This window comes from Nonomuraea sp. NPDC005650, assembly GCF_040605375.1.
Classification (GTDB): Bacteria; Actinomycetota; Actinomycetes; order Streptosporangiales; family Streptosporangiaceae; genus Nonomuraea.
Map to the genome: position 1 here is coordinate 578916 of NZ_JBEXCR010000001.1, position 19585 is coordinate 598500.

Annotated in this window: 21 protein-coding genes; 12 read left to right on the forward strand and 9 right to left on the reverse strand. The window is 72.3% G+C overall.

Translation table 11 applies throughout. The annotated features are described in order from the left end of the window. The first annotated feature begins 70 nt into the window (after positions 1-70). A complete protein-coding gene (locus ABZS69_RS02655) occupies positions 71-1540 on the forward strand; it encodes a glycerol kinase (RefSeq protein ID WP_355365329.1) in 1470 nt (489 codons plus the stop codon). A gap of 29 nt (positions 1541-1569) precedes the next feature. Here ABZS69_RS02655 and lepB read toward each other — a convergent pair whose 3' ends face one another. Then, positions 1570-2100: a signal peptidase I gene (gene lepB, locus ABZS69_RS02660; RefSeq protein ID WP_355365219.1), complete on the reverse strand. Its 531-nt coding sequence runs from the start codon at positions 2098-2100 to the stop codon at positions 1570-1572. 7 nt (positions 2101-2107) lie between these two features. Here lepB and ABZS69_RS02665 point away from each other — a divergent pair, with 7 nt between their 5' ends. Beyond that, positions 2108-2287, forward strand: a complete 180-nt coding sequence (locus ABZS69_RS02665) for a hypothetical protein (RefSeq protein WP_355365222.1) — start codon at positions 2108-2110, stop codon at positions 2285-2287. Here the strand turns inward: ABZS69_RS02665 and ABZS69_RS02670 are convergent. Continuing rightward, the gene (locus ABZS69_RS02670) at positions 2284-3645 is read right to left on the reverse strand and encodes a N,N-dimethylformamidase beta subunit family domain-containing protein (protein ID WP_355365225.1); all 1362 of its coding nucleotides are present in this window, start codon (positions 3643-3645) and stop codon (positions 2284-2286) included. The genes ABZS69_RS02665 and ABZS69_RS02670 overlap by 4 nt on opposite strands. A 52-nt stretch (positions 3646-3697) precedes the next feature. Beyond that, positions 3698-4600, reverse strand: coding sequence for a beta-propeller fold lactonase family protein (locus tag ABZS69_RS02675; protein WP_355365228.1), 903 nt, complete (start codon positions 4598-4600; stop codon positions 3698-3700). 93 nt (positions 4601-4693) lie between these two features. On the opposite strand from ABZS69_RS02675, the gene ABZS69_RS02680 reads away from it, so the two are divergent. Further along, positions 4694-5542: a helix-turn-helix domain-containing GNAT family N-acetyltransferase gene (locus ABZS69_RS02680; RefSeq protein WP_355365231.1), complete on the forward strand. Its 849-nt coding sequence runs from the start codon at positions 4694-4696 to the stop codon at positions 5540-5542. Here the strand turns inward: ABZS69_RS02680 and ABZS69_RS02685 are convergent. Further along, complete coding sequence (locus ABZS69_RS02685; RefSeq protein ID WP_355365234.1) at positions 5511-7697, reverse strand: MMPL family transporter; 2187 nt, start codon at positions 7695-7697, stop codon at positions 5511-5513. The two genes, ABZS69_RS02680 and ABZS69_RS02685, sit on opposite strands and share 32 nt — an antisense overlap. Positions 7698-7795: 98 nt before the next feature. Here ABZS69_RS02685 and ABZS69_RS02690 point away from each other — a divergent pair, with 98 nt between their 5' ends. Then, positions 7796-8389: a TetR/AcrR family transcriptional regulator gene (locus ABZS69_RS02690; protein WP_355365237.1), complete on the forward strand. Its 594-nt coding sequence runs from the start codon at positions 7796-7798 to the stop codon at positions 8387-8389. A 13-nt stretch (positions 8390-8402) separates the two neighbouring features. Here the strand turns inward: ABZS69_RS02690 and ABZS69_RS02695 are convergent, their stop codons facing one another. Together ABZS69_RS02695 and ABZS69_RS02700 are read right to left on the reverse strand one after the other, a co-directional pair. Further along, a complete protein-coding gene (locus tag ABZS69_RS02695; RefSeq protein ID WP_355365240.1) occupies positions 8403-9425 on the reverse strand; it encodes an alkaline phosphatase PhoX in 1023 nt (340 codons plus the stop codon). A 227-nt stretch (positions 9426-9652) separates the two neighbouring features. Next, on the reverse strand, positions 9653-10120 hold the full coding sequence (locus ABZS69_RS02700; RefSeq protein ID WP_355365243.1) for a DNA starvation/stationary phase protection protein: 468 nt from the start codon (positions 10118-10120) through the stop codon (positions 9653-9655). A gap of 108 nt (positions 10121-10228) precedes the next feature. Between ABZS69_RS02700 and ABZS69_RS02705 the strand changes: the two genes are divergently transcribed. Continuing rightward, the gene (locus ABZS69_RS02705; protein ID WP_355365246.1) at positions 10229-11086 is read left to right on the forward strand and encodes a MerR family transcriptional regulator; all 858 of its coding nucleotides are present in this window, start codon (positions 10229-10231) and stop codon (positions 11084-11086) included. Then, on the forward strand, positions 11083-13443 hold the full coding sequence (locus ABZS69_RS02710) for a VIT domain-containing protein (protein WP_355365249.1): 2361 nt from the start codon (positions 11083-11085) through the stop codon (positions 13441-13443). The genes ABZS69_RS02705 and ABZS69_RS02710 overlap by 4 nt, the downstream gene beginning before the upstream one ends. A gap of 43 nt (positions 13444-13486) precedes the next feature. Here the strand turns inward: ABZS69_RS02710 and ABZS69_RS02715 are convergent, their stop codons facing one another. After that, complete coding sequence (locus ABZS69_RS02715; protein ID WP_355365252.1) at positions 13487-13750, reverse strand: YciI family protein; 264 nt, start codon at positions 13748-13750, stop codon at positions 13487-13489. A gap of 72 nt (positions 13751-13822) precedes the next feature. Here ABZS69_RS02715 and ABZS69_RS02720 point away from each other — a divergent pair, with 72 nt between their 5' ends. The 3 genes from ABZS69_RS02720 (at position 13823) to mmuM (ending at position 16331) form a co-directional block, all read left to right on the forward strand. Continuing rightward, complete coding sequence (locus tag ABZS69_RS02720) at positions 13823-14497, forward strand: Crp/Fnr family transcriptional regulator (RefSeq protein WP_355365255.1); 675 nt, start codon at positions 13823-13825, stop codon at positions 14495-14497. 88 nt (positions 14498-14585) lie between these two features. Continuing rightward, the gene (gene otsB, locus ABZS69_RS02725) at positions 14586-15425 is read left to right on the forward strand and encodes a trehalose-phosphatase (protein ID WP_355365258.1); all 840 of its coding nucleotides are present in this window, start codon (positions 14586-14588) and stop codon (positions 15423-15425) included. 39 nt (positions 15426-15464) lie between these two features. After that, positions 15465-16331: a homocysteine S-methyltransferase gene (gene mmuM / locus ABZS69_RS02730; RefSeq protein WP_355365261.1), complete on the forward strand. Its 867-nt coding sequence runs from the start codon at positions 15465-15467 to the stop codon at positions 16329-16331. A gap of 48 nt (positions 16332-16379) precedes the next feature. Here the strand turns inward: mmuM and ABZS69_RS02735 are convergent, their stop codons facing one another. Continuing rightward, positions 16380-16805 carry a DoxX family protein gene (locus ABZS69_RS02735; RefSeq protein ID WP_355365264.1) on the reverse strand — a complete coding sequence of 142 codons (426 nt, stop codon included), beginning with the start codon at positions 16803-16805 and terminating at the stop codon, positions 16380-16382. 83 nt (positions 16806-16888) lie between these two features. Between ABZS69_RS02735 and ABZS69_RS02740 the strand changes: the two genes are divergently transcribed. Further along, positions 16889-17350 (forward strand): MarR family transcriptional regulator, encoded by a 462-nt coding sequence (locus ABZS69_RS02740; protein ID WP_355365267.1) that lies wholly within the window; start codon positions 16889-16891, stop codon positions 17348-17350. A 2-nt stretch (positions 17351-17352) separates the two neighbouring features. Here the strand turns inward: ABZS69_RS02740 and ABZS69_RS02745 are convergent, their stop codons facing one another. Then, a complete protein-coding gene (locus ABZS69_RS02745; RefSeq protein WP_355365269.1) occupies positions 17353-18060 on the reverse strand; it encodes a lysophospholipid acyltransferase family protein in 708 nt (235 codons plus the stop codon). Positions 18061-18220: 160 nt separating this feature from the next. On the opposite strand from ABZS69_RS02745, the gene ABZS69_RS02750 reads away from it, so the two are divergent. Beyond that, positions 18221-18979 (forward strand): alpha/beta fold hydrolase, encoded by a 759-nt coding sequence (locus tag ABZS69_RS02750; protein ID WP_355365272.1) that lies wholly within the window; start codon positions 18221-18223, stop codon positions 18977-18979. A 46-nt stretch (positions 18980-19025) separates the two neighbouring features. Further along, the gene (locus ABZS69_RS02755) at positions 19026-19487 is read left to right on the forward strand and encodes a hypothetical protein (RefSeq protein ID WP_355365275.1); all 462 of its coding nucleotides are present in this window, start codon (positions 19026-19028) and stop codon (positions 19485-19487) included. Positions 19488-19585: the final 98 nt, after the last annotated feature.

Here is a 19585-nt window from a genome sequence, read left to right on the forward strand (position 1 = left end):
TGCCCGTCGTCACGGGCAGTGGTCTAGACCAAACACCAGGCTGCCCAGATTGCGGGGATATTTCGTGAGTGTGTTGGCCATTGACGCCGGGACGACAGGCGTGACTGCCCTCGTAGTCACTGAAAACGGGCAAATCGAGTCCAAAGGCTACGAGGAGTTCGCACAGCACTTTCCTTCCCCCGGTTGGGTGGAGCACAATCCCGAAGAAATCTGGCAAGCCACACTCGCCGCGTGCGGCGCCGCGCTGAGCGGAGCCTCCGGCTCCCCGTCCTGCGTCGGCATCACGAACCAGCGCGAGACCGCCGTGCTCTGGGACCGGCACTCGCTGGCCGCGCCGTGCCGGGCCATCGTGTGGCAGGACCGGCGCACGGCCGGGATCTGCGACCGGCTGCGCGACGCCGGACACGAGCCGCGCGTGTCGGAGCTGACCGGGCTGCGGCTCGACCCGTACTTCACCGCGACGAAGCTCACCTGGCTCGCCGAGCACGACGAGAGCACGTGGGCGGGCGTCCGGTCCGGGAACATCGCCCTGGGGACGGTGGATTCCTACCTCATCGCCAGGCTCACGGCGGGCGTGCGGCACGTGACCGACCCGTCCAACGCCTCGCGCACCCTCCTGTACGGCCTGGCGTCCGGCGGCTGGGAGCCGGAGCTGTGCGAGCTGTTCGGGGTGCCGATGGAGGCCCTGCCCGAGATCGTGCCCAACTACGGGCCGCTGGGGCACACGGAGCCGTCCGCGTTCCTCGGGCTGGAGCTGCCGATCAGCGGGGTGGCCGGCGACCAGCAGGCGGCGCTGTTCGGGCAGACGTGCTTCGACGTGGGGGACGTCAAATGCACCTACGGCACGGGGTCGTTCGTGCTGGCCAACCTCGGCGGGGAGATCATCCATTCGGACACCGGGCTGCTGACCACCGTGGCCTGGCAGACGCCGTCGGGCGAGCGGACGTTCGCGCTGGAGGGGTCGATCTTCGTGACCGGGGCCGCCGTGCAGTGGCTGCGCGACGGGCTGGGGCTGATCGGCACGGCGCCGGAGTCGGAGGCCGTGGCGCGCACGGTGCCCGACAGCGGGGGCGTGGTGTTCGTACCGGCCCTGACGGGGCTCGGGGCGCCGCACTGGGATCCGGGCGCGCGCGGGCTGATCACCGGCATCACGCGCGGCACGACGCGGGCGCACCTGGTCAGGGCCACGCTGGAGGCGATCGCGTTCGAGGTGCGGGACGTGGTGGAGGTGATGACCGGAGGCACCGTCCCGGTGCTCAAGGCCGACGGCGGGGCCAGCTCCAACGACCTGCTCATGCAGCTCCAGGCGGACCAGCTCGGGGCGGCGGTGGAGCGCCCGGCGATCCAGGAGACCACGGCGCTCGGGGCGGCCTTCCTGGCGGGGCTGGGCGCGGGCGTGTGGTCGTCGCGGACCGAGCTGCGCCACACGTGGCACCTCGACCGCCGCTTCGAGCCCGGCGCCCGCGACGACGCCGCCTACGAACGCTGGCGCGCGGCCGTCGACCTGGCCTCCCGGGGCGCGGACGCCTCCCGGCCGTAGGACGGCGCTCCGGACCCGCCCGGTCGGCGCTACCGCCCGGCCGGCGCGTCGGCCACGGCCGTCACGTCCGATGTCGCGATGGTCCCGCCACCGGGGGCGTCCCGGTAGGCGCGGGAGTCCAGGGCGACGTGGCGGTTGTCGTTCATGATCCAGAGCCGGCCGCTCGGAACCCGGACGTCGAACGTCACCTGGGAGGCGGGAGGAGCCGCCACGTACGGCTCGTCCAGCGCCTTGCCGTTCAGCTCCAGCCGTCCCTTGGCGTCGCAGCACCTCACCGTGCTCTCCGGCACGCCGATGACCCGCCCCACCCGCTCCTCACCCGCCGTCGTGCCGGACCAGCCTTCGGGCGTGCGATAGACGACGATGTCGCCGGGACGGGGAGCGTAGTCCGCGGTCCGCCGGGCCGGCAGGCGCGACCCCATCTTGATCGTCGGCTCCATGGACTTGCTCGACATGGTGACGGCGTAACCGCCGAAGGCCGAGTCGACGAGCCCGCAACCGGCGGCCGGGGCGAGCAGCAGCAGCGCGAGGGACAGCGCGCGTGAACACGTACGAATCACCAGAGCATTGTGCCGAAGCGCAAGCCGCCACCCGGACGGCGACCTGCTCGAAGAGCTGACCGAAGCCGTGTGGCTGGGTGAGCACGGCGGGTCCCTGGGCGAGGAGCTGCGCGCCTACACCCGCTACCCCGCCGAGCGCGAGGTCGTCCGGACGCTCGGCGAGGTCCTGCGGGAGAGCATGGCCTAGCGGGCCACGTCAGTGGCGCCCGCCGGGCCCCGGGCGAAGCGGGTCAGGAGGTTGGTCGTCGCGCGGCGGGTGAAGGCGGCGGCGCGGTCGGGGACGCCGTGGCCGCACCGCCGTCCCCGCATCGCGCACACCCAGCGCATCGTCCCCGACGCGAACACCCCCGCCCCGCTGGGGGCCACGTAGTACGTGCTGTCGGAGTGGGTCGCCCGCCCGCCGCCGCAGGAGTACGGCGACTCCGCCAGCACCTTGACGTTCCCCGGCGACCCCCGCGACACCTTGTCGGACTCCACGCCGACCATCCCCGGGAACCGCCTCCCCTTGGTCCCGGCGAAGATCCAGTGGTGCGGCCGCGTCACCCGGTAGGCGCCCTCCGCCGGGAAGCAGTCGTACATCTGCCCCACCAGCGCGCTCTCCGGCCTGGAGTCGCGCCACAGCCGGCACAGCCGCTCCTTGTCGCAGGCGACCGTCCTGCCGTGCGTCGCGATCCGCCAGTAGACGGCGTTGGCGCCGAGGAAGGCCAGGTTCGTGCCGGCGTCCCTGGCCCTGGTGACGGCCGCGCGCATGCCGGGCGACCAGTACTCGTCGTGCCCGAGCGACACCACCGCCCGGGCGCCGTCGAGCACGCCGGGCTTGAGGTCCAGGTTCGTCAGGTACGCCAGCGGCACGTGGCTCTGCTCGGCCACGGCCAGCGCCTCCTTCTCAAAGTCCAGGAAGAGCCGGGCGCCGTCGTCGTCGTACGGGCGGTCGAAGGTCACGGCGCGGGAGCGGTCGGCGAACCCGCCCGGGCCCGTGTAGAGGCTGCGGCCGCCCCACCGGTTGTACGCCTGCCAGGTGGTGACCGCGTTCACCATCACCACCCGGCCGGCGGTGGAGGCCGAGCGCACGGTGACCGGGACGTACCGCTGGGCGCCGGTCGAGGCGTCGAGCCGGATCAGGTACGCGCCCTCGGGCCAGCCCGCGGTGTCCACGGTGAGCGAGGGCCGCCAGTGGGCCGCGCTCACCGCGCCGTCCACGAGCCTCATCGGCGCCTGCCGGACGCCGCGGACGGTGGGCGACTCCCACACCTTGACCGGGTTCGCGCCCATGCGGAAGGCACGCGCCGAGAAGCGCGGAGCGGTCGTCGAGACGCGCAGCCCGAAGCGCTCGCCCGGCAGGACGCTCACCTGATCCGCGTAGCCCTCGATCTCGTGCTCCGCGCCGCGCCGGGTGATGTGCCACGACTCCTGCACCTCCGCGTTGGGCGGCGGCGTCGTGACCGGCTCGGGGCGCTGGACCGGCACGGGCGCCGGGGCCGGGGGCGAACCGCCGCACCCGGCGACGACGACCAGCGACAGCAGCATGACGAGGAACTTTCGCACGCGTCCATGGTCATGACCGAACGGCCCGATGAGCCGTGACTTGGCGAACTCCTTACATGATCAGCACACAGCCCGGGCTTTCGGCCTCGTACACCTCTCCCGTGGGCTCGGGCACGCCGTCCTTCAGCTCGAAGGCGGTGACGGTGTCCGAATGCTGGCCGGCCACGTACATCGTGGTGCCGTCGATGGCGAAGTGCCTGGGCCACTCGCCGCCCGCCGGCACCTCGGCCACGTACGACAGGTCGTCGGCGCGCAGCACGGTGATCGTGTCGGGGCCGCGGTTGGCGACGTACACGAAGTCGCCGTCGAGCTGGAGGTGGGACGGGAAGTTGGTGCCCTGCTCGGGCGAGGCGGGGACGACCGTGTGGCGCCCGTCCTCGATGAGGGTGACGGTGGCGGCGAGCTCGCCCGCGACGTAGAGGCGCGATCCGGAGAAGGCGAAGTGGCGCGGGCCGGTGCCGGGCTGGAGCTTGATCGACTCCAGGGTGGTGCCGTCGTAGCGGTAGCGGCGGATCTCGTCGGTGCCGAGGTCGGAGACGTGCAGGATCCCGTCGTGGAAGACGGCCTGGTGGGCGTGCGGGCCCTCCTGGCGCTCCGCGTTCGGGCCGCAGCCCTGGTGGCGCAGCACGATCGGCTCGCCGTCGAACGCGCCGCGGGCGTCGAGGCGGTAGATCACGGCGACGCCGTCGCCGTAGTTGGCCGCCGCGAGCACGCTGCCCGTCGGGTCCACGGCGACGTGGCAGGGCAGCGAGCCCTCGCTCGGCCTCTCGTCCAGCGGGGCGAGGGTCTCGCCGGCCTCCAACGCGGTGAGCCAGCCGCGTTCGAGCTCACCCGCCGCGTACAGCACCGGCAGGGTGGGATGGGCGGCCAGGAACGACGGCGAGGCCAATCTGGTGAGCCCGCCGCCGACCGTGACGATGCCGGGGCCGTATCCGCCTATGTAGACGCGCTTCACAACGGGATCCTCTCATGGTTGACTTAGGCAATGAGTTCGTTGACAGAGGCAAGGGTTTCTGAGGTCAGGACCTTCAACCGGTTCTATACGAAGATGATCGGCGTGCTGCAGGCGGGCATGCTCGACTCGCCGTACTCGCTGACCGAGGTGAGGGTGCTGTTCGAGCTGGCGCACGCCGCGACGATGGAGACCGGGGCGCTGCGCGCCCTGCTCGACCTGGACGCGGGCTACCTCAGCCGGATCCTGGCGCGCTTCGAGACCGACGGGCTGATCTCGCGCGAGCGCTCCTCCTCGGACGCCCGCAAGCAGCTCGTACGGCTCACCTCCGCCGGCACGGAGACGTTCGGGAACCTCGACAGACGGTCGGCCGAGGAGATCGAGCGGCTGCTGTCCGGGCTGCCGGACGAGAGCCAGGGGCGGCTGGTGTCCGCCATGGGCACGATCAGGGGGCTGCTGGGCGACGGGGACGCCGGGCAGCCGTACGTGATCAGGCCCCCGCGCGCCGGCGACCTGGGCTGGGTCGTCTACCGCCACGGCGACCTCTACAGCCGCGAGTACGGCTGGGGCATCGAGTTCGAGCAGCTCGTCGCCAGGATCGTCGGCGATCTGGACTTCTCCCGGGACGCCGGGTGGATCGCCGAGGTGGGCGGGGAGCGGGCTGGGTGCGTGTTCTGCGTGCGGCAGGACGAGACGACGGCCAAGCTGCGGATGCTGCTGGTGGAGCCGTCCGCCAGAGGGCTGGGGCTCGGGCGGCGGCTCGTGGAGGAGTGCCTGCGGCACGCGCGGGCCGGGGGGTACAAGCGGATCACGCTGTGGACCCGCGACTCGCTGGTGAGCGCGCGGCGGATCTATCAGGGGGCCGGGTTCGCGCTGGACTCGGAGGAGAAGGGCGTGGAGAACGGGGTCGAGCTCACCGAGCAGATGTGGTCACGCGACCTTTAGGCCACCAGTTGAGCGGGCCCGCCAGGCGCATCAGGCTCGGCACCAGCACCGCCCTGATCACGGTCGCGTCCACCAGCACGGCCACCGCCATGCCGACGCCCAGCATCTGCACGAACATCACCTGCGCCGTGGCGTAGGCGGCGAACGTGAGCGCCAGGATCCCGCCGGCGGCCGTGATCAGCGGGGCGCCGCGCTGCAGGCCGGTGGCCACGGCCTGCTCGGTGTCGCCGGTCCTGTCGTACTCCTCCTTGATGCGGGACAGCAGGAACACCTCGTAGTCCATCGACAGGCCGTACGCGACGCACAGCATCAGGATCGGGATGCTGGGGTCGAGCGTGCCCGTCGGGGTGAAGCCGAGCAGGCCGGAGAGGTTGCCGTCCTGGAAGACCCAGACGACGGCGCCGAACATGACGCCCATGCTGAGCAGGTTCAGCAGGGACGCCTTGAGCGGGATGACCAGGCTCCCGGTCATCCCGAGGAGGACCAGGAACGTGACGCCGAGCATCAGGGCCAGCACCAGGGGGAGCCGGTCGACGACGGAGGCGCGGTAGTCGGCCAGCTCGGCCGGGTAGCCGCCGACGAGCACCTCGAAGGGGGGCTCCACGGCGCGTACGGACTCCACCAGCCGCACCGGGTCGCCGGCCAGCGCCTCGGCGGACGGGACCACGGACAGCCAGGTGTCCCAGATCGACCCCCGGCGGAACCTCTCGGGGGCGCCGTCGCCCACCCGGCGGCCGTCCGCGAACGAGCCGGCGACGGAGTCGACCTGGGCGACCCCGGGGACCCGGGACAGCGCCACCGCATACCGCGAAATATCGCCTGACGTCTGATTTTTGGGGATGATCTGGATGGCGTCGGTCTCCTCCGCCGGGAAGGACCGGCGAACGACCTCCTGCGTCTGCCGGGACGACGCCTCCGGGGGCAGGACGCGGTCGTCGGCCACGCCGAAGCGCAGCCCCAGGAACGGCGAGGCGAGCAGCAGCAGGACCGCCGTGGCCAGCCCGCCGGACACCAGCGGCCGCCGCATCACCCGGGTGGCCAGCGCGTGCCAGAACCCCGAGTCCCGCTCCGGCCGGGCCCGCCTGGGGAGCACCGCGCCCCCGATCGAGGCCAGCACGGCGGGCAGCACGATCACGGCCGCGAAGAGCCCGCCGGCGACGACGGCGATGCCCGCGTACGCGAAGGACCTCAGGAAGTCGAACGGCAGCGCGAACAGCACCGCGAGGGACGAGGCCACCGTGAGCCCGCTGAACAGCACCGTCCGCCCCGCGTGCTCCACGGCCCCGGCCACCGCGCCCGCCCGGTCCGCGCCGCGCCGCGTCTCCTCCCGGAAGCGCTGGATGACGAACAGGCAGTAGTCGATGCCGAGCCCGAGCCCCATCGCGAGGGTCAGGTTCAGGGCGAACGTGGAGATGCCGGTGAAGGCCAGCGGCACGCGCAGCAGCGCCAGCCCGATCACCATCGCGACCAGCCCGGCCAGGATCGGCACCAGGGCCGCCATCGCGCGCCGCTGGTAGAGCCAGAGCAGCGCGAACGCCAGCGGGAAGATGACCAGCTCGGCCCGGACGAAGTCCTGCCTGGACAGCGGCACGGTCTCCCTGAACACCTCCTCCCCTCCCCCGGCCCGCACCTGGAGCAGCTCGGTGCCCTCGGTGATCTCGGGCACGAGCCCGGGCAGCACCTGCCCGCGCACGTGGTCGGCGTCCCCGGGGATGCGCACCACGACCAGCGCGTGCCTGCCGTCCTCGCTGCGCATGGTGGCGGGCTTGCCGCGGGTCCAGTACGACGCGGACTCCGCGACCCCCTCCCGCCCGCCGATCCGCGCGGTCAGCGCCCTGCCCTGAGCCTCGACCGCGGGGTCGTCCACCGTGCCGGTCTTCGCGGTCACCAGGAAGATCATGTCGGGGCTGCCCGTCCCGAACCGCTTCACCAGCTCGGCCTGCGCCCGGTCGGACTCCGACCCCGGCGCCTCGAACCTGGCCAGCGACAGCCGCGGCACCGCCCCCGCCGCCAGCGCCGCGGCGACGGCGAGCACGACCAGGGCCAGGGCGAGCACGGCCCGGCGGCGCCGGACGAGGAGGAAGCCCAGCCTGCGCAGCGGCGGCCCGGCCGTCTCCGCGTCGTCGACCGGTCGTTGCCGCGTGTTCAGCGCCATGTGAGGTGCCCCCGAATCAAAACTCGGTAAACTACTCGTGTTTGCCCTTCCGCATCAGAAATACAAGTGAATGCTCGCATTTGTCAACGAGGAGACCCATGCCTGAACGCACGGTTCGCCGGCAGGCGCGCGGCCTGAAGCGCATGGCGGAGATCCTCGACGCCGCCGAGTCGGTGATCGCCGAGGTCGGATACCCGGACCTGACGACGAACCACGTCGCCGCGCGGGCGGGGATGTCGCCGGGGTCGCTCTACCAGTTCTTCCGCAACAAGGAGGAGATCCTGGACGGGCTGGTGGCCCGCTACACCGACGACCGGCAGGAGTTCTGGGCCGCCCGGCTGGCCGCCGTCACCCCCGAGGTGCCGCTGGAGGCGCTGGTGGAACAGGTCGTGGACGAGAGCGTCAGGTTCAAGGGCGCGTCACCGGCGTACTGGTCGCTCCTGTACGGGTCGGCGACGGGCGATCAGCTGGCCGCGGCCTCGCAGCGGCTGCACGCCGACATCGCCCGGCAGGTCGCGACCATGCTCCGCCGCCGCTCCCCCGGCCTGGCGGAGGAGCGCGCCGAGCTCATGGGGACGATGGCGGTGGCCATGGTGAAGGCGGTGATGCCGCTGGCCACCACGGCGCCGCCGGAGCGCGGCGCGGAGCTGGTGGCCGAGCTCAAGCTCGCCCTGGTCCGCTACCTGCGGTGACGGCGCCCCGCGGTCAGCTACGGAAGGGGCCCGCCACCTCGAAGGTGTGGCCCTCGGTGCGACCGCGCCGGGCCGAGAAGTAGAGCCGATCGCCCACCGGCGAGAACGCCAGCCCGGTCAGCTCCGCCCCGCCGTGCCCCTCCAGCCTGAGGAACGGCGTGACCGCGCGGTCGGGGGTGATGACGTCGATCTCCGTGGTCTCTCTGGCCACGTAGAGGTCGCCGGAGGGGGCGGCGGTGATGGCGCGCACGCCCTCGCACAGCCGGTCGAGTGTGGAGGTCTGCGCGTCGTAGGCCCACAGGGCCGTGTCGCCCTTGGTCGTGAAGTAGCACACCCCGCCCGCGTAGTGGCAGCCGTCGCCGCCGTCGAAGTGGCGGGCGTCCTCGACCTGGTGGCGGGCCTCCGTGAGCAGGGCCGCCGGCGAGGGCACCGCCTGCCAGTGACCCGAGGAGCACAGCACCTCCAGCGTGCCCTCCGTCAGGTCGCCCCAGTCGCCCGGCCTGAACCGGTAGAAGCAGCCGTCGGGCTCGTCCTCGGTCATGTAGACGACGTGCCGCTCGGGGTCGCAGGCGGCGGCCTCGTGCTTGAAGCGGCCCATGGCCAGGCGGGGCCGGGCGGCACGGGCGCCGTACGGGTCGCACTCGAACACGCGGCCGCGGTGGCCCAGCTCGCACGACAGCCAGGTGTGCCACGGCGTGGCGCCGCCCGCGCAGTTGAGGTCGGTGCCGGACAGGATGCGGTACGCGTCGCCGACGGTGCCGTCGGCGCGGAAGCGCAGCGCCGACGCGCCGCCGAGCAGGGGCAGCTCGGAGTTGGACACGTAGATCCAGCCGGCGCCGTCGGGGAAGCAGGCGCCGCCGTCGGGGGCCGCGTGCCAGGTCAGCCCGGCGACCTTGTGACCCGAGCGGGCCACTACCCTGCCGGTGAAGCCCGAGGGCAGCGCGAGACCGTCGGCGCCCGCCAGGCCGAGCGGTCCGTACGGGCTGATGCCGCCCGGCAAGAGCGGGCCCGTGCGGAGAAGAGTCTTGTGGGACATCGTGGGGCCTCCCTCTAGGTGCCACGCTAGTCGACCGCACCGACATGAATGGCAGGGACTCGCGACATCAAACTCTGCGCAAACCCCGGACTCCCACTGCGCGATCATCCGGCTAACTCACGCCCGCGAGCCGCTGACCTGCACTTCTCCGGCCGGGCCCGAGTCTCCCTCACGACATGCCAAAGCCCGGGCTCCCGTCCGTGCGGGCTCCCGGGCTCGCCGGCGGGTCAGCCCTGGGCCTGGAACATCCAGTGCTGCTTGTCGATGTCCTGCGCTACCGCGATGAGCAGGTCCTGGGTGACCGGGTCGGGCTCGTCGGTCGTCCGGACGCGTTCGTGCATCCGCTTGCTGATGCCCTGCAGCACGTCGGTGATCGTCGCCACGACCTTGCCGTCCTCGATCCAGCCGGACTCCGGCTGCTGAAGCTTCGTGGACTTGGCGACCGTGGCCGAACGTCCGTCGGGGTTGACCCCGATGGCGACGGCGCGCTCGGCGATGGCGTCCATGTGGGTCCGGGCGAGATCGGTGAGTTCGTCGAGCTGGAGGTGGATCGGGCGGAAGTGCGGGCCGACCAGGTTCCAGTGCGCCTGCTTGGCGACCAGCGAGAGGTCGATCAGATCGACCAGGGCGCCCTGCAGGGCTTGCGCGACGGTGTTCTTGGCGTCACCCGAGAGTGGGCCAGTGATCATGGCCATGTCCTGTTCCTCCCCGTCGGTCGGACTTTTCCCTATTTAGAACGACATGGCGGCGGTCATTCTTCCGTCTCGTTGACAGTGTAATAATGACAGTGTCATTGTGGAGGTATGAGCGACACCTGGACCATCGGCGAACTGGCCGAGCGCGCGGCGCTGGCGCTGCGCGCGAGCCCGGACGGCGCGCCGCTCGTCAACGGCCGGGTCCGCGATGTGCCCGGCGAGCGGCTGATCAGGTGGTATACGACGATCGGGCTGGTGGACCCGCCGCTGACCAGGCGCGGCCGCATCGCCCAGTACGGCCGGCGGCACCTGCTGCAACTCGTGGCCGTGAAACGGCTGCAGGCGGCCGGGCGCTCGATCGCCGAGATCCAGACGGCCCTGGCGGGCGCCACGGACCGCATGCTGGAGACTGCCGCGGCCCTGGAACCGGCGCCCGGGGTGGCCGCGAACCCGGCGCCCGGGACGGCGGCCGTGGACACGCCGCCCAGCGCCCTCCCGCCGGACCGTGCACACGCACCCGGCCATGGGCACGTGCCCAGCCACGGACCTACGTCCGGCGCACCCGAGCAGGGCGCGGCCGACGCGGCCGACGATCGGCAGGGTGGTGCGCGGGCCGACGGGGAGTCGGGGCGGAGCCGGTTCTGGGCCCAGCGGCCGGGGCAGGGCAACGTGGGGCCTTCGGAGACGGCCGGCCAGCCGCCCGATGCGCCGGGGACCGTACCCAGAGGCGTCGTGAGTGGCGTCACGGGCGCTGCGCCTGGAAGCGTCCCGAGCGGCGCGTCTGGAAAGGCCACGGGCGGGGTGCCGGAGGGCCGGGGTGGGGCGGTCGTCGTGGGGGTCAGGTTGGGGGGTGGGGTGCGGCTGGTGCTGGACGCGGGCCGGGTCCCGTCCGAGGAGGATGTTCAGGCGGTGCTGGCGGCCGCAGGGCCGTTGCTCGCGGTGCTCGAAGAGAGGGAACTGATATGAAGATCACTTCGCTGGAGCCCGCACGGTGCCTGCCGGTGCCGGATGCCGGGTTCGGCGCGCTGCGGACCGAGCGCGGCAACCTGCCGCTCGAGAGCGTGGACGTGGCCGCCGACATCTCCGGGCTCATCGCCGGGGTCGAGGTCACGCAGGGGTTCAGGAACCCGTTCGACGTCACCCTGGAGGCCACGTACGTCTTCCCGCTGCCCGACCGGGCGGCTGTCACCGGGTTCAGGATGGAGGCCGACGACCGGGTGATCGAGGGCGTGCTGAAGGAGCGCGCCCAGGCCAGGGCCGACTACGACCAGGCGCTTCGCGAGGGCAGGCGGGCGGCGATCGCCGAGGAGGACCGGCCCGACGTGTTCACGATCCGGGTGGGCAACATCCTGCCCGGCGAGCGCGTCTCGGTCCGGCTGACCATGAGCCAGCCCCTGCCGTACGAGGACGGCGCGGCCACGTTCCGCTTCCCGCTGGTCGTGGCCCCGCGCTACATCCCGGGCAGTCCCATCGACGGCGCGCCCGCGGGCGACGGCGTCGCGCCCGACACCGACGCGGTGCCGGACGCGTCCCGGATCAGCCCGCCCGTCCTGCTGCCCGGCTTCCCCCACCCGGTGCGCCTCTCGCTGAGCGCGAGCGTGGACGCGGCCGGGCTGGAGCTGCGCGAGCTGGCCTCCAGCCTGCACGTGGTGGAGGAGGAGGGCCACACGGTACGCCTGCGCCCCGGCGAGCGGCTCGACCGCGACTTCATCCTGCGGCTGTCGTTCGACGCGTCCACGTCGCTGCAGCTCGACGGCCCGCCCGGGCAAGGGGGGACGTTCGCGCTCACCGTCGTGCCGCCGCCGCTCCCGTCCACGCGCACGCCGCGCGACCTGGTGCTGGTGCTCGACCGTTCCGGCAGCATGGGCGGCTGGAAGATGGTCGCCGCGAGGAGGGCCGCCGCCCGCATCGTCGACACGCTGACGGCCGCGGACAGGTTCGCGGTGCTGACGTTCGACTCGGTGGTGGAGGAGGCGTTCGAGGGCCTGGTGGAGGCGTCCGACCGCAACCGCTATCGCGCCGTCGAGCACCTCGCGCGGGTGGACGCCCGCGGCGGCACCGAGCTGCTGGAGCCGCTGCGCCGGGCCATCGCCCTGCTGGGCGGCGGGAACGAGCGGGAGCGGGTCGTGGTGCTGGTCACCGACGGCCAGGTGGGCAACGAGGACCAGATCCTGGAGCAGGTGGGCGGCGCCCTGTCGGCGATGCGCGTGCACACGGTCGGCATCGACCGCGCCGTGAACGCCGGATTCCTCGGCCGCCTGGCCGGGCTCGGCGCGGGCCGGTGCGAGCTGGTCGAGTCGGAGGACCGGCTGGACGCGGCCATGGAGCAGATCCACCGCAGGATCGGCGCTCCCCTGGTGACCGACCTCTCGATCAAGGGGCTCGAGGTCGAGCCGGACACCGTCACCCACCTCGGGTCGATCTTCCCGGGCGTGCCGCTGCGCGTGTACGGGCGCCACCGCGAGGGCTCCTCGCTGACCGTGCGCGGGCTGGCGGCCGGCGGGCCGTGGGAGGAGCAGGTCACGGGCGTGACGGTGGACAATCCGGCCATCCAGGCCGTGTGGGCGCGCGCGCACCTGCGGGAGCTGGAGGACCGGTACGCCATGGGCGAGCACGACCTGGAGCAGCGGATCGTGCGGACCTCGCTGGAGTACGGCGTGCTGTGCCGCTTCACCGCGTACGTGGCGATCGACACCAGGCAGGTCGCCGAGGGCGGGCCGGAGCACCGGGTCATCCAGCCGGTCGAGCCGCCCAGCGGGTGGGAGCTGCCGCAGAACCCGCCCATGATGGGCTTCGCGGCGCACGTGGCGGTGATGGCCGCCCCGCCGGCCGCCCCGCGGATGCGGCTGCCGGACCCCGGTCTCGGTTCCGCCGACGCGTCACCGGATTTCCTGACCGGTGGACCTGCCGGCGGGTTCAGCGGGCCGCCGATGCCGCCTCCCGCCGCGCCGAGCATCCCCGGCGGCGTCCCCGGCGGTGGCAGGCCCGGCAGCGGGCGGGCGCCGAAGTTCGCGCCGCGGCCCGCTCACCCGCTGGACTCGGTCAGGCCGCAGTTGGTGGCCGAGCTCGACCGGCTGAAGGCACTGCCCATGGCCGATCTGCTGTACCTGGCGGACCTGGGCTCGCGGCTGGCGGCGCTGGCGGCCTACCTCGGGGGGAACGCGGAGCTGGAGTCGCTGGCCGGCGAGCTGGAGGCGGCCGAGCGGCCGGGCACCGACGCCCAGGCCCTGCACGACCGGGCGGTGGAGGTCCTCACGGCCCTCGTGGGCGGCCCCGCCCCAGGCGATCACGGCTCTCGCCGCGGGCCCTTCTGGAAGCGCTAGACGGCGTTCTCCGGGGGCCCGGCCGGGCCTCCGGAGAACGCGGCTACAGGATCGGGGTCCACCGCTTCATGAGGACGATCTCGTAGCCGTTCACCGCCGTGTACGGGTCCTCGCGCAGGATGTCGCGCAGCTCGGCCTCGTCCGCCACCTCGTACACGTGCAGCGCCCCCGAGTCGTCCGCCCACGGCCCGGCGGTCACCAGCCGCCCCTGGTCCTTGAGCCGCCGCAGGTGCTCCCGGTGCGCGGGGCGCGCCGCGAGGCGGCCGGGGGTGCCGTCGAAGGCCAGTTGGAGTACGTATCTCGCCATGCCCGCACGCTAGGGGCCGCCGGTGCCTGCGCTCAGCATCGCCGGGCACCGGTGTGGTGTATATCGGGATACATGACGTACACGCTGGCCGACCTGCCGATGTTCGCCGGGCTCGACGACGGGCGGCTGCGCGGGCTCGCGGCGCTGTCCCGGCGGCGGCGCTACCCGGCCGGGCAGGTGCTGTGCACCGAGGGCGACCCGGCCGAGCACCTGATCGTGCTGCTCGACGGGCGGGTCAAGGCCGGGCGGGTGAGCGCCGAGGGCAGGGAGGTGGTGCTCGCCGTGGAGGAGGCGCCCGTCGCGTTCGACAAGACGGCGCTGCTCGTGGACGGTCCGCACCGGGCCACCCGGACGGCGATGACGGCCGTGGAGGTGGCGTACGTGCCGCGCTCCCCGGTGCTGGAGCTGGTCGCCGCCGAGCCGTCCGTCGCGGCGCGGCTGCTGCGCACGCTGGCCGCCACCGTACGGGACCTCGACGAGCGGCTCACCGACGCGGCGGTGCGCGACGTGCCGTCCCGCGTGGCCGGCTGGCTGGTACGGCGCTGCGCCGGCGGCCGGGTGCCGCTGCACGCGGGCCAGGCGGGTCTGGGGGCCGAGATCGGCGCGACCAGAGTGAGCGTCAACCGGGCTCTGCGCGGGTTCGAGCGGCGGGGGATGATCGAGATCCGGACCGGCGAGGTGGTCGTGCTCGACCCGCCCGCCCTCTCCCGCCTGGCGGCCCTCCCGGCCCCGGATCAGGCATCCTGATCATGAACGGCGGGTGGCGGGCAAGGGCCGGGAAATTCACGGGAAGGCGTCTATCGGAGCCGGTCACGCTGTTCTATCGTCACTGAGCATGGCGACCTCTCGCGCCCCGCTCCGCTTCGCCGAAGCAGTGTCCGCCACCGTCTCGGAGAGCGCCAGATCCGGCTTCTTCTTCGACTACGACGGCACCCTCGCCCCGATCATGCGCGACCCCCGCGCGGTGCTCCCCGTGGCCGGCGCGGTGGCGCGGCTGCAGGTGCTGGCCAAGCTGGTGAGCAAGGTCGCGATCGTGTCCGCCCGCCCCGCCGCCTACCTGCGCGACCGCTTCTCGGGCGCCCCCCAGGTGCGGCTGTTCGGCCTGTACGGCATGCAGACCGTCGTCGACGGCCGGGTGCGCACCGACGCCGAGGCCGAGCCGTGGGCCCCGGTCATGCGGCGCGTGGCCGAGGAGGCCGGCCGCGACCTGCCGCGCGAGATCCTGGTCGAGGACAAGGCGCTGATCGTGGCGCTGCACTACCGCTCGGCCCCGGCCCTGCGCGGAGCGGTCGAGCGGTGGTCGTCCCGCAAAGCGGCCGAGCTGGGGCTGCGGGAGCAGCACGGGCGCATGGTCGTCGAGCTGAGGCCGCCCGTCGAACACGACAAGGGCACGGTCGTCGCCCGCGAGATCGAGACGCTGACCCGCGCCTGGTACTTCGGCGACGACCTGTCCGACGCGCGAGCCTTCGAGGCGTTGCGCGGCGGGGAAGAGCGCGACCCGGCCTTCATGGGCGTCCGGGTCGCGGTGGCCAACGCCGAGACGGGCGACGAGCTGGCCCGCGTGGCGGACTTCACGGTGGACTCCCCCGAGGACACCCCGGCCCTGCTCGACCACGTGATCAGCGCCTTCCCCGGCCGGCCGCCGGTGGTGGGGGCGGGCTCGCGGCCCAGGTAGGCGGCCTCAGGCCCGCCCGCGGGCTCGTACTCTGGTGGGGTGACTGCACTTGTCCTGGACGGCGGCCTGTCCACCCAGCTCGAACGGCTCGGCGCCGACCTCGGCGACGAGCTCTGGTCGGCGCGGCTGCTGCTGGAGCGGCCCGAGCTGATCCGGCGCGCCCACGCCGACTACTTCGCGGCGGGCGCCGACGTGGCCACGACCGCCAGCTATCAGGCCACGATCGCCGGGTTCGTCCGGCGCGGCCTGGACGTGGCGGCGGCCGAGCGGCTGATCAGGTTGTCGGTCGAGCTGGCCGAGCAGGCCCGCGACGAGGCCGGTCGCGGGCTGGTGGCGGCCTCGGTCGGCCCGTACGGCGCCTATCTGGCCAACGGCGCCGAATACACCGGCGACTACGACCTCGACGAGGACGGCCTGTTCGACTGGCATCTGCCGCGCTGGGAGATCCTCGCCTCGACCGGGGCCGACCTGCTGGCCTGCGAGACGATCCCGTCCTACCCCGAGGCCCGGGTGCTGGCCAGGCTGCTGGCCCGCACGCCCGGGGTGAAGGCGTGGGTGAGCTTCTCGTGCCGCGACGGCGAGCGGCTCAACGACGGCACGCCGATCACCGAGGCGGCCGCGCTGTTCAGCGGAAACCCGCAGGTGGTGGCCGTGGGGGCCAACTGCACCGCGCCGCGTCACATCCCCGGGCTGATCTCGTGCCTCGCGGGCGGGCTGCCCGTGGTGGTCTACCCGAACTCGGGCGAGACGTGGGACGCCGGGCACCGCCGCTGGCTGGGGCTGGCCGATCCGGTGGAGTTCGGGCAGGCGGCCAAGGAGTGGGAGCTGGCGGGCGCGTCGCTGATCGGCGGGTGCTGCCGTACCACTCCTGAGCACATCGCGCAGATCCGCGCCCACCTGTCCTGAAAACGGCGGGACCCCGCGCGGGCGCGCGGGGTCCCGGAGGAGCGGGTGTCAGGCGAGCGCCGACTCGGGGCGGCGGCGGCCCAGGACGTTGTCGAGGGCCAGCGCGCCCCCGCCCGTGAAGCCGACGGCCAGGCTGGCCGCGGCCAGCGCCAGGACGAACTCGTAGCCGCCCTCGCCGGCGCTGAACCCGCTCGCGCCGTGCACGAACACGATGGCGCCCAGCATGTCGAGGGCCAGCAACGTGCCCACGATCGGCAGGGCCGCGCCCAGGATCAGCGCCAGGCCGCCGGCCACCTCCAGCACCGCGACGGCGGGAGCGGCCACCGAGGCCAGCGGGATGCCCGCGGACTCGAAGAACTTGGTCGTGCCCGCGATCCCCATGGTCGCGAACTTCTGGTAACCGTGCACGAGGAAGATCACGCCGATGGCGATCCTCGCGAGCAGCAGGACGACGGGGCGCGCCTGGCCGATCATGCGATCTCCTTCAAGGTCGTTCAGATTTGAACAACAACCCTAGCACCGAAAGTTAAAATCTGAACGACAAGTACACTGAGCCGGTGACGAACCCCCGATGGCTGGACCCTACGGAGATGGCGGCGTGGCGCGCCTTCCTGTCCACCTCCCACCTGCTCGAACGGCGCATCGAGGAGCAGCTCAAGGCCGCGGCCGGGTTGACGCATCCCCAGTACGAGATCCTGACGCGGCTGTCGGACGCCCCCGGGCGTCAGATGCGCATGACCGAGCTGGCCAAGGGCGTGGTGGTGTCGAAGAGCGCGCTGACGTACCAGATCAACCAGCTCGAAAAGGCGGGCCTGGTGGAACGCGCCACCTGCCCCAGCGACGAGCGCGGGGTGCTGGCGGTGCTCACGGAGGCGGGCGCGCGCTGCCTGGAACGGGTGGCGCCGGGCCACCTGGAGGTCGTGCGGGCCTATCTGATCGACCGGCTCAGCCGCGAGGAGCTGCACACGATGACCACGGCCATGAAGAAGACCGAGGAGGTCTTACGCTCCGCCGGGTGAGCTCACCCCTTGGCCGCGGCGGCGCGGGCGGCGCGCTCCAGCTCGACCTTGGCGCTCGCGGCGTACTTGTCGACGTATTCCTGCCCGGACAGCTCCATCAGGGCGTACATGATCTCGTCGGTCACGGCGCGCAGCACCAGCCGGTCGTCCTCCATCCCGTAGTAGCGGGAGAAGTCGAGCGGCTTGCCGAACTTGACGCCCGGCCGGATCCCCATCTTCGGCAGCGCCCGCCCGGGCGGCATCATCTCGTACGTGTTGATCACGGCCCACGGGATCACCGGCACCCGCGACTCCAGGGCGAGCCGGGCCACCCCGGTCTTGCCCTTGTAGAGGCGGCCGTCGGGCGAGCGGGTGCCCTCGGGGTAGATGCCGAGGATGTGACCCTCACGCAGGATGCGCAGGCCGGTGCGCAGCGCCGCCTCGCTCGCCTTGCCGCCGGAGCGGTCGATCGGCACGGTGCCGACGCCGCTGAAGAACAGCCGGGTGAAGAAGCCCTTGACGCCGCGCCCGGTGAAGTAGTCGGCCTTACCCAGCGAGATGACCTTCCGGCGGATCTGCAGCGGGCCGAAGAAGTGGTCGGCGAACGACAGGTGGTTGCCGGCCAGGATCGCGGGCCCCTGTTTGGGCACGTTGTCCGCGCCCTCCGTCCACGGCCGGAAGACTGCGAGGAGTATCGGACCCAAGATGGCCTTGACCACCCAGTAGAACACCCCGGCACCTCTTCTCCAGCGCGTTACGTGTGAGCAGAGTCATCTTCCCACCTTGAACACGATGCTCCTACACCAGCTCTCGCACAAACACCCCGGAACGTGCGACGATCGGGCCGTTCCCGGAGGAATTCCCGGAATGAAACTGCATGGAGGAGCTGTTATGCCGCTCATGCCAGGCGCGGAGCCCTACCACCATCAAGCAGGCCAGGTCGGTGTGCTGCTCTGCCACGGGTTCACCGGCACGCCGCAGTCGCTGCGGCCATGGGCGGAGTACCTGGCCGGTCACGGGGTGAGCGTTTCGCTGCCCCGCCAGCCGGGGCACGGGACCACGTGGCAGGAGATGAACAGGACGCGCTGGGAGGACTGGTACGCCGAGGTGGAGAAGGCGTTCGCGGACCTCCAGGGGCGCTGCCCGGACGTGTTCGTGGCGGGGCTGTCGCTGGGCGGCTGCCTGGCGCTGCGGCTCGCCGAGGTGCACGGCTCGGCCATCGCCGGCGTGATCGCGGTCAACCCGTCGATCGCGAACGACGTGCCGCTCCTCAAGCTCGCTCCGCTGCTCAAATGGTTCGTTCCGTCGGTGCCCGGCGTCGCCAACGACGTCAAGAAACCCGGCGTGACCGAGCTGGCCTACACCCGCACCCCGGTGAAGGCGGCCGCGTCGCTGCCCGCGTTGTGGTCGCTTGTGCAGGCCGACCTGGCTAAGGTGACGCAACCACTGCTGGTCTTCCACAGCACGGAGGACCACGTGGTGAAGCCGACGAGTGTGGCGATCCTCCGTCAGAGGGTCCCACAGGCCACGATCGAGGAGCTAAGCGATAGCTACCATGTTGCGACGCTTGACAACGATGCCGACAGGATCTTTGCCGGGAGCCTCGACTTCATCCGGACACACGCCTCGGTACCCTTGCAGAGGGACTGATCGCACCCAGGGGGAAGTCGCGATCGCTGTGGAGAGGTCCATCTAGGTGACGCCCCAGAGTGACGAGGACGAGGTCTGGCGGCAGATCGTCGCGTCCTTCAACGACACCGCCGAGCGCGACTCGGCCGACCAGCCATGGCCGGACAGCGAGAACGTCCCCGCCGAGCCCACCCGCCGAGTGGTGAAACCCTCGGAGGAGCCCGAGCCCGACGAGGACCCGTACAAGGATTCGTACAAGGATTCGGGGGACGACGAGGACGAGGGCCACTTCGAGCCGCCTCCTCCGCCTCCGCTGCCCAAGCTCGACCTGGCCACCAAGCTCGCGTGGGTGGCGCTGTTCGGCGGCCCCGCCTATCTCCTGGTGGCCGCGATGGCGAGCTGGCACATGGAGGGCTGGGCGCTGTTCACGGCGGTGGCGGCGTTCATCGGCGGGTTCGTGGCGCTGGTGGTGCGCATGGGCGACGGCCCGCCCAACGACTCGGGCTGGGACGACGGCGCCGTGCTCTAGGGGCAACGCCGTTCAGTTAAGGGAGAGGGCTGTTCGTCAAGAACAGTGAACAAAGCAGCGGAGCCGCTGTAGAAGAGGTCTGTCACTCCAAGACATCC